Here is a 6,920-nt window from a genome sequence, read left to right on the forward strand (position 1 = left end):
TTAACTGACTTTCTTTCAATACTTCATAATTTTTCTCAAAATCTAAGTTTCCTATTTTGTTGTTTTTACAATAATTATTATATCCACTGTTTATAGCTAGTTCTAGTGTTGAATCCGCAGCTTTTGTTTTTTCCTTATAATCTTTCAATTTAGAATTAAAATGCAACTCTTATTCACAGGCTTTTAAATACTAAAAAATAATGAATCAGCCTACTTAACTTCGCTGATTCATTACACCTTTTCACTGTATTTATACATTAAATTTCATTCTTTAACATTTCTAAACCTTTCATTAATGCATCTTGTACAATACTAACATTATCATTGTATTGAGGATTCCTTTCTTTTAAAATGTCAAAAAAATTCTTTAATATACCATCTACCATTATGGTAATACCCTCAACTTTTTCTCCTGTCTTCTCATTTTCAAATTCTTCACTCATGATTGATATTGTCTTTTTCATTATATTTATCCTCCAATTAAATTATATTATTTCCAATAACAATATTCTTTTGGAACTAGTTCGATAAAATCTCTAAAGTCAGATTTCCAGCCAAATGGTACATAATCCTCATATGATGCTGGTTCTGAATACATTGATAATAATTCTTTTTTATCAAAATCGATATATAGACTAGGCATATAATTATATCTCCATTTTTCTTCGCCATTATTTTGCAATTCTAATAATTCTTCTCTTAAATCTGATGATAACACTATATCTTTTTTTATTCTAGAAAGAAAAATATCTGCATTTTTTGTATCAAGTATTAATAAATTTTTTCGTCTTTCATCAATATATTCTTCTTTAATTTCATACCCTAAATTACGATAAAGATCAATCATTTTTTGTTTATCTAAGAACCAAATTTCCTTATCACTAATATACCAATTTTTTGTTCCTTTATAAATAACAAATACAATAACTTCTTCATTTACATCTATCTTTTTCATCAACTTCCTCCTTTTACTATCCTCCCATTCGATGCATATTCTTCCATCCACTCTATCCATGGTGATGGAAACTCAACACACTTTCCAGGAGTTGAAATATCGTTTAATGATGGAACTGTTCCACCTTGATTTAATGGATTACTCTTATATCCTACTTGTAGGAATTGTATACTCTTGAACCATATCATCAAACCACTTCGGAACATCAAATTCATAAATATCTGCTCCCTGTCTTTTGTTTTTGACATAATACTGAGCATGCTCGCCATTATCAATGCTTACATTTAATTTTGCCGTTTTATCATTTATATACACATTTCCATCATTATCAATTACTACTCTTTGTTGGTTTGACTTATTTCCTGCTCCTCCTTGAACACGTCTATAAGTTACCATTTCCTCTCCAGCTTCTGTAGCCCCCTTGGGGCAGAGTCTGTCTTTTCTATCAACCTAGTGTTTTCAATCCTTCACACTATTTTTTAACTACTTCCAACTACTTATCATTTTTTCTGTTATGTAGCTACTTTTTCAGCCTTGATTTTCCTTAATCTGTTAACCTTATTTTATCATGCAACAGCCTTTATTTCTACATTGGGTAGTACATATTCACTTTTATTTTTCATCATTCCATAGATGATGTTATTAAGCCTTCTCATTACACACACTAATGCTTGTATCTTAGTTTTACCTTCTGAAACTTTTCTCTTATAGTATTCTAGGAAAGCTAGATTTCTAGGAGTTCCTTTCTTAGAAACTTGTATCTGTTGCACTGCTAGGAAGTAGAAAACTCCATAGAGTTCTCTGTTACCTTGTTTACTCTTTTTATCCTTCCCTTTACCTGCTGAACTGAAATTTACTGGTGCTATTCCTGAAAACTTAGCCAGCTTATCAGCATTACGGAATCTTTTAATATCTCCTATGTGAGCAACAAGTGCTATTGCAGTTACAGTATCTATCCCAGGAATTGTTTCTAGCTTTAGGTCTAGTAGTTTTAGCAGTTTTTTCATTTCAGTTTCAACCTTCTTGATTTCCTCACTCTTAAATGCAATGTCTCTTACAATGCTCTGAATGATTTATTACTTCTTCTTAATCAATTACATTTATTATCTTTCTTGATTGATTATCTTTTACCTATTAATTACTTAATTCTTCTTTATTCTGATTAGTTATTATTTATTATTTCTTCAATTTCTTTTATTCTATTTATCTTTATTATTTTTAATTGAAATAGATTTTTATTTATCTATTTCAATTCTTTTAAGTCCTTATTCCCCCCTACCCCCCGTCACAATTTCCTAGTCCCGAGTTCCAAGTCTCTAATTATTCTACTCAGCTATCTTATTATTATGTTCTATTCTATCAATTCTTTTATTTTTTAGTGCTTTTCTACTACATATATTATGTTCACAATTCAATTAACTTTTAAGTGGAATTATTGAACCTAGGATTTCCTGGATTATCAAGCTACACATCTCTTCTATACTCGTTTTCCTGGCATCTAAAGTCACTAGACTTAATTAGCTAGGAAGTCCTTAATCAGATACTGTTATCTGTTCAATTACTAAAGCTTCTATCCTGTATACATTATTGTTATCAATTCCGTTAACTTTCAAGTGGAATTATTGAATCTAGGTTTTCCTAGCTTATCAGGTTACACATATCTTCTATGCTCGATTTACTGGCTTATAAAGTGCCTAGACTTAATTAGCTAAGAAGTCCTTTATCATATGCTTATCCTTGAGAACCTGCTAAAAATTTTTTAATCACCTACCAATCTCTATTAAGTCAGTAGGTTTAGCCTTTATTCAACACTTTTAAACTTTAATGCCACTCTTGTTCACAGTCTTTTAAATCTCTGTTCTCTGATGGGTTATCGTTGCTTTTTAATATAGTTCTTTTGAGGAATGTACTTATAGCATATGTTAATTGCTAAAAAAATAATGAATCAGCCTACTTAAATTCAGCTGATTCATTTTATTTTTCACTGCATTATTACAATTATGCAATTTAACTTTTTATCACATATATTGATTTAACCACATTCTATTGTTACTATTTTTTATGCAGTTACTCTATTCTCTATTATGCATCATGTTTAAAAAACATCATTTATTCTTGTTAACAATTACTTTTATCTTCTTCTGCTATCCATGATAAAAATGCACTGTCTGAACTACCCATCTTAACAATTCTTGCCTTATGCATCATGACACCGAAATCATGTTCTTCATCCCATGAACACATAAAGTGAAATCCTACATATGATATACCTTCATTTTCAACATTTAAAATATAAATCCTTTTAGGATTAAGTATATTTTTAAAGCCATCAATATCACTAACACTAGGCATGAATTCCTCTAATTTATCTTCATCGTAGCCATATTCCTCCTGCATATCAGAATATTTTCCCATTAGTTCATTTAAAATTAGATTAAGTAAATTTTCTTGGTTAGATACAATGTATTCATATGCTAACTTATGACTCTCTTCAAGTTTTTCAACTTTTGAATCTCCACCTATATTTAAATCTATATATTTAACATCCTTAAAAAAATTACTCCATGAATCTAATTGAATTTTTCCTCTCCATATTCCATTTATAAGTTCAACATTTGGTATTAACATTTTTATTCCTCCTTTTATGGTCTTATTCCCTTTCTTATAAGTGATGCTCATCCAGTATGCCTTATCTCACCATGCAAATCACTTGGAACAAGTATTAAAGTTCGTCCATCTTCTACATGATGCCATGTATAACCTTTAGGTGTACTACTAAATCCAGCTGCTTCATTAGCCTTAATAAAATCATAATAAGCATCCCCCTCAAGATTATTAACTGTAACTTTCTTTATACTATATGGTTCAAAATTAGGAAAACCTTCTTCACTAAATTTAACACCATCAGGGTATTTTTTAGCTAAATCTCCGCTTAATTCATATGTTTTACCTGCATATTTTTTATTTATTATTCTGACCCCATCTAAATCAGCTTTAGTCGCCCCCTCTACAATATCCTCAAATTCGTCACAGAGATTTATCAAAATAGCTTTTTCCTTTTTCAAAATTACTTCCACTAATAGATAAATTTCCTAATCCGTTATTTCTACAATACTTATTATATCTGCTATCAATTGATCTTTTCAATGTTGAATCTGCGATACTTACTTTTTCCTTATAATCTTTCAATTTTGAACTCATCTTATTCACAAGCTTTTAAGTACAAAGATGAAATGAACCAGCTTACTTAATTTCGCTGATTCATTTCATCTTTTTTGCTAAATTATTAATGTTATACAGTAAAATTTTTTTAAGTTTAATTTATTCTTAATAAATGTGGTAAGAAATATTTTTGTATTAACTTATTCCTAATTTAAGCATCCAATAGACTTATTACTCATATGAGATTAATATCTCATCACCAACTGCTAATGCTTCTTTAAATACCCTTAATATTTCTTCCAGAACCTCTTTATCAATTTCATTAAGTTTACTTATATCAAGACCCTCTAACTGTTCTTTTGCTTCATCAAGATTCTCTATTTTCCACGGACTTTCTTCATACCAACCTATATATAAGTTGTAATAATATGCCAGCGATGTCCAACCCGTTGATTGTGGCTCAATTGAAGTCATTATATTATCAAAAAAACCTGTCCATATTTTTAACACTATTTTTTCATTATTGGATGATTTCTTAATAATTTGAATTTCAGGTTCTCCTTCATATCCTTTATAATATTTATCAACTACACTATTCATTTTAATTACCTCACTTTTATGGTGCTGGCCAATGCCCACCTTTTAATATATCATTTTGAGCCTCTGTAGCTACTCCATTTTGTCTTGCCGTAATGGCATCCTGCCATACCTTTCTTGGTGTCCATTCACCTTCACCTGTTAATATATGACTAACGCTACGTTGACCGTTAGCATTTCCTGGTGTAATTCGTTCAATAACCCATGTGTTTCCTTGTTCTGGTGGAGCACCTGGAGTTCTAGTATGCCATCTTGAGTCATATTTATAATTATTATCAGACCATTTAAATTGTATTTGGTCATAACCTGTTTTTGATTGGATTTTCATTTTTGCATTTGATTGTATTTCTATTGGTGATGTTTCAGCATACTTCCATCCCCAATATTCTTGGTAACGTGCTGCTTCAGCTGGTTCCATCATGTCAGCAAGTGTACCAGCTTTACCTCCACCCTTTATAAGATCCTCAAATTCGTCACCATGCTTTACTAACGTTCCAACTTCATCAGTATATTTCAAAGACCCTATAACTGGGAAAAATGCCATCGCATCTAGAAACGTTTGTCCTGCATGTCCCCATGACCATTCCCAATTAACAAAATCTGCGCTGATATCTCTTATTTCTGCTGGTAAGTCAAGACCAGCTAAACCAAGTCCAACTTGAGCACCAGTCCCTAGTACTGTTACATCATCTGTATAATTCCCTAGTACAACCTGATCAAGAGATTTATCAAAATAGCTTTTTCCTTTTTCAGAATCACTTCCACTAATAGCTAAATTTCCTAATCCGTTATTTCTACAATACTTATTATATCTGCTATCAATTGATGTTTTCAATGTTGAATCTGCGATACTTACTTTTTCCTTATAATCTTTCAATTTTGAACTAAAATACAATTCTTATTCACAGGCTTTTAAATACTAAAAAATAATGAACCAGCTTACTTATGAACTGCCTCCTGTTAAATAGACAGGGGGCAGTTCACTTAATTTCAGCTGATTCATTTAGTCTTTTCACTGCATTAATTTAGATTATCCATTGTTTATTCTTATATATTTTATTGATTTAACTATATTGTGCTATTACTGCTTATGCAGTTAACCTATTACTATCCATTTATTTTAGTAATACCTTAATTATCCTTCAATTTTATCTAAAAACTCTTTAAAATTATTAAAAATTAAATACGTATTTTCATCATCTGTAGATTCATCAAAATTATATGAATCATCCCAATAATATATTCCTTTAAAATCTCCCTTAGTAATCATTACTATCATTCCTTGTAATAAATCGTCACCTATTATAATAGAATGCTCCATTAAATCATCACCAAGTTTATTCATCCAAGTACTAATATCTGATGTCTTGCTTTCTGTATTTATCCCATAAAGTACATCGATATTAATATATTCATCTACACTTTCAATATATATCTTATTCTCTTCCTTTTTATCTACTATTCCACCATTATAGTTACCTAAAAATTCTTTATATTCATCTGGCAAACTTACATTAAACTTTTTCTCTAAACCTTCTATTTCTGATTTAGATGCGTTACCAAATTTATTTTTCAAAATAAATCAACTCCTTTTATTTTTTCTTTTTAATAGACATTCCACCTCTATGAGTATAATCCTTATGAATTTCTTTATTAATTTCTTGCATTGTCTTTCCATCTTAATTATGATGCCATGTATTATTTATAGCATCTCTAGGTCCATTAGGTGCTAATTCATCCGCTTTATTAAAATCATCATAATAATTATTAAACCCGCCTATATCTACTTCCTGCTCAACTAATCCTGCTCCCTTAAAATCTGGAAATCCATCTGGATATTTAACAGAATGTCCAGATGGATGAATATATGTCCATATTCCATCATCATCTATTGAAATGCTACCTCCATTATTTAACCACTTTTTAGGATTAGGAGAATTCTTAGGTTTTTCTAGTAAGCTTTCTTTATCTACTAAATCCCCCTTAATAAAAGTTTTGGTAGTATTACTTGCTCCCTCTACAATATCCTCAAATTCGTCACTATGCTTTACTAACGTTCCAACTTCATCAGTATATTTCAAAGACCCTATAACTGGGAAAAATGCCATCGCATCTAGAAATGTTTGTCCTGCATGTCCCCATGACCATTCCCAATTAACAAAATCTGCACTGATATCTCTTATGTCTGCTGGTAAGTCAAGACCAG

General features: G+C 30.3%; 12 protein-coding genes. All 12 read right to left on the reverse strand.

Features of this window, described 5'->3' with window-relative positions:
• Window positions 1–257 precede the first annotated feature (257 nt).
• On the reverse strand, window positions 258–464 hold the full coding sequence (locus tag FAY47_RS19165; RefSeq protein ID WP_143318536.1) for a hypothetical protein: 207 nt from the start codon (window positions 462–464) through the stop codon (window positions 258–260).
• Window positions 465–490: 26 nt separating this feature from the next.
• Entirely contained in the window at window positions 491–955 is a 465-nt protein-coding gene (locus FAY47_RS19170) for a hypothetical protein (protein WP_143318537.1), read from the reverse strand.
• Window positions 955–1,143 carry a hypothetical protein gene (locus tag FAY47_RS20690; RefSeq protein ID WP_207706270.1) on the reverse strand — a complete coding sequence of 63 codons (189 nt, stop codon included), beginning with the start codon at window positions 1,141–1,143 and terminating at the stop codon, window positions 955–957. The genes FAY47_RS19170 and FAY47_RS20690 overlap by 1 nt, the downstream gene beginning before the upstream one ends.
• A complete protein-coding gene (locus FAY47_RS19180) occupies window positions 1,100–1,351 on the reverse strand; it encodes a hypothetical protein (protein ID WP_143318539.1) in 252 nt (83 codons plus the stop codon). The genes FAY47_RS20690 and FAY47_RS19180 overlap by 44 nt, the downstream gene beginning before the upstream one ends.
• Before the next feature lie 170 nt (window positions 1,352–1,521).
• Window positions 1,522–1,962 (reverse strand): transposase, encoded by a 441-nt coding sequence (locus FAY47_RS19185; RefSeq protein ID WP_243129671.1) that lies wholly within the window; start codon window positions 1,960–1,962, stop codon window positions 1,522–1,524.
• A 1,111-nt stretch (window positions 1,963–3,073) separates the two neighbouring features.
• Window positions 3,074–3,583, reverse strand: a complete 510-nt coding sequence (locus tag FAY47_RS20695; protein ID WP_207706271.1) for a hypothetical protein — start codon at window positions 3,581–3,583, stop codon at window positions 3,074–3,076.
• Between the two features lie 47 nt (window positions 3,584–3,630).
• Entirely contained in the window at window positions 3,631–4,020 is a 390-nt protein-coding gene (locus FAY47_RS19195; protein ID WP_243129672.1) for an HNH endonuclease, read from the reverse strand.
• The gene (locus FAY47_RS19200) at window positions 3,983–4,165 is read right to left on the reverse strand and encodes a hypothetical protein (protein WP_143318541.1); all 183 of its coding nucleotides are present in this window, start codon (window positions 4,163–4,165) and stop codon (window positions 3,983–3,985) included. Before FAY47_RS19200 ends, FAY47_RS19195 begins: the two co-directional genes overlap by 38 nt.
• A gap of 183 nt (window positions 4,166–4,348) precedes the next feature.
• On the reverse strand, window positions 4,349–4,717 hold the full coding sequence (locus tag FAY47_RS19205) for a dihydroorotate dehydrogenase (quinone) (protein ID WP_143318542.1): 369 nt from the start codon (window positions 4,715–4,717) through the stop codon (window positions 4,349–4,351).
• A gap of 16 nt (window positions 4,718–4,733) precedes the next feature.
• Window positions 4,734–5,591: a hypothetical protein gene (locus FAY47_RS19210; RefSeq protein WP_143318543.1), complete on the reverse strand. Its 858-nt coding sequence runs from the start codon at window positions 5,589–5,591 to the stop codon at window positions 4,734–4,736.
• Window positions 5,592–5,849: 258 nt separating this feature from the next.
• Window positions 5,850–6,290: an SMI1/KNR4 family protein gene (locus FAY47_RS19215; protein WP_207706272.1), complete on the reverse strand. Its 441-nt coding sequence runs from the start codon at window positions 6,288–6,290 to the stop codon at window positions 5,850–5,852.
• A gap of 103 nt (window positions 6,291–6,393) precedes the next feature.
• Window positions 6,394–6,920 (reverse strand): hypothetical protein (locus FAY47_RS19220; RefSeq protein ID WP_207706273.1); only part of this gene is annotated, 527 nt, incomplete at its 5' end.

The sequence above is a fragment of the Clostridium sp. HBUAS56017 genome (assembly GCF_007115085.1).
Taxonomy (GTDB): domain Bacteria; phylum Bacillota; class Clostridia; order Clostridiales; family Clostridiaceae; genus Clostridium; species Clostridium cibarium.

Bases quoted from the DNA above. Each gene is read 5' to 3' on its own strand.
- FAY47_RS19165 (WP_143318536.1), bottom strand. From the start codon at position 464: ATGAAAAAGACAATATCAATCATGAGTGAAGAATTTGAAAATGAGAAG.
- FAY47_RS19170 (WP_143318537.1), bottom strand. From the start codon at position 955: ATGAAAAAGATAGATGTAAATGAAGAAGTTATTGTATTTGTTATTTAT.
- FAY47_RS20690 (WP_207706270.1), bottom strand. From the start codon at position 1,143: ATGATATGGTTCAAGAGTATACAATTCCTACAAGTAGGATATAAGAGT.
- FAY47_RS19180 (WP_143318539.1), bottom strand. From the start codon at position 1,351: ATGGTAACTTATAGACGTGTTCAAGGAGGAGCAGGAAATAAGTCAAAC.
- FAY47_RS19185 (WP_243129671.1), bottom strand. From the start codon at position 1,962: ATGAAAAAACTGCTAAAACTACTAGACCTAAAGCTAGAAACAATTCCT.
- FAY47_RS20695 (WP_207706271.1), bottom strand. From the start codon at position 3,583: ATGTTAATACCAAATGTTGAACTTATAAATGGAATATGGAGAGGAAAA.
- FAY47_RS19205 (WP_143318542.1), bottom strand. From the start codon at position 4,717: ATGAATAGTGTAGTTGATAAATATTATAAAGGATATGAAGGAGAACCT.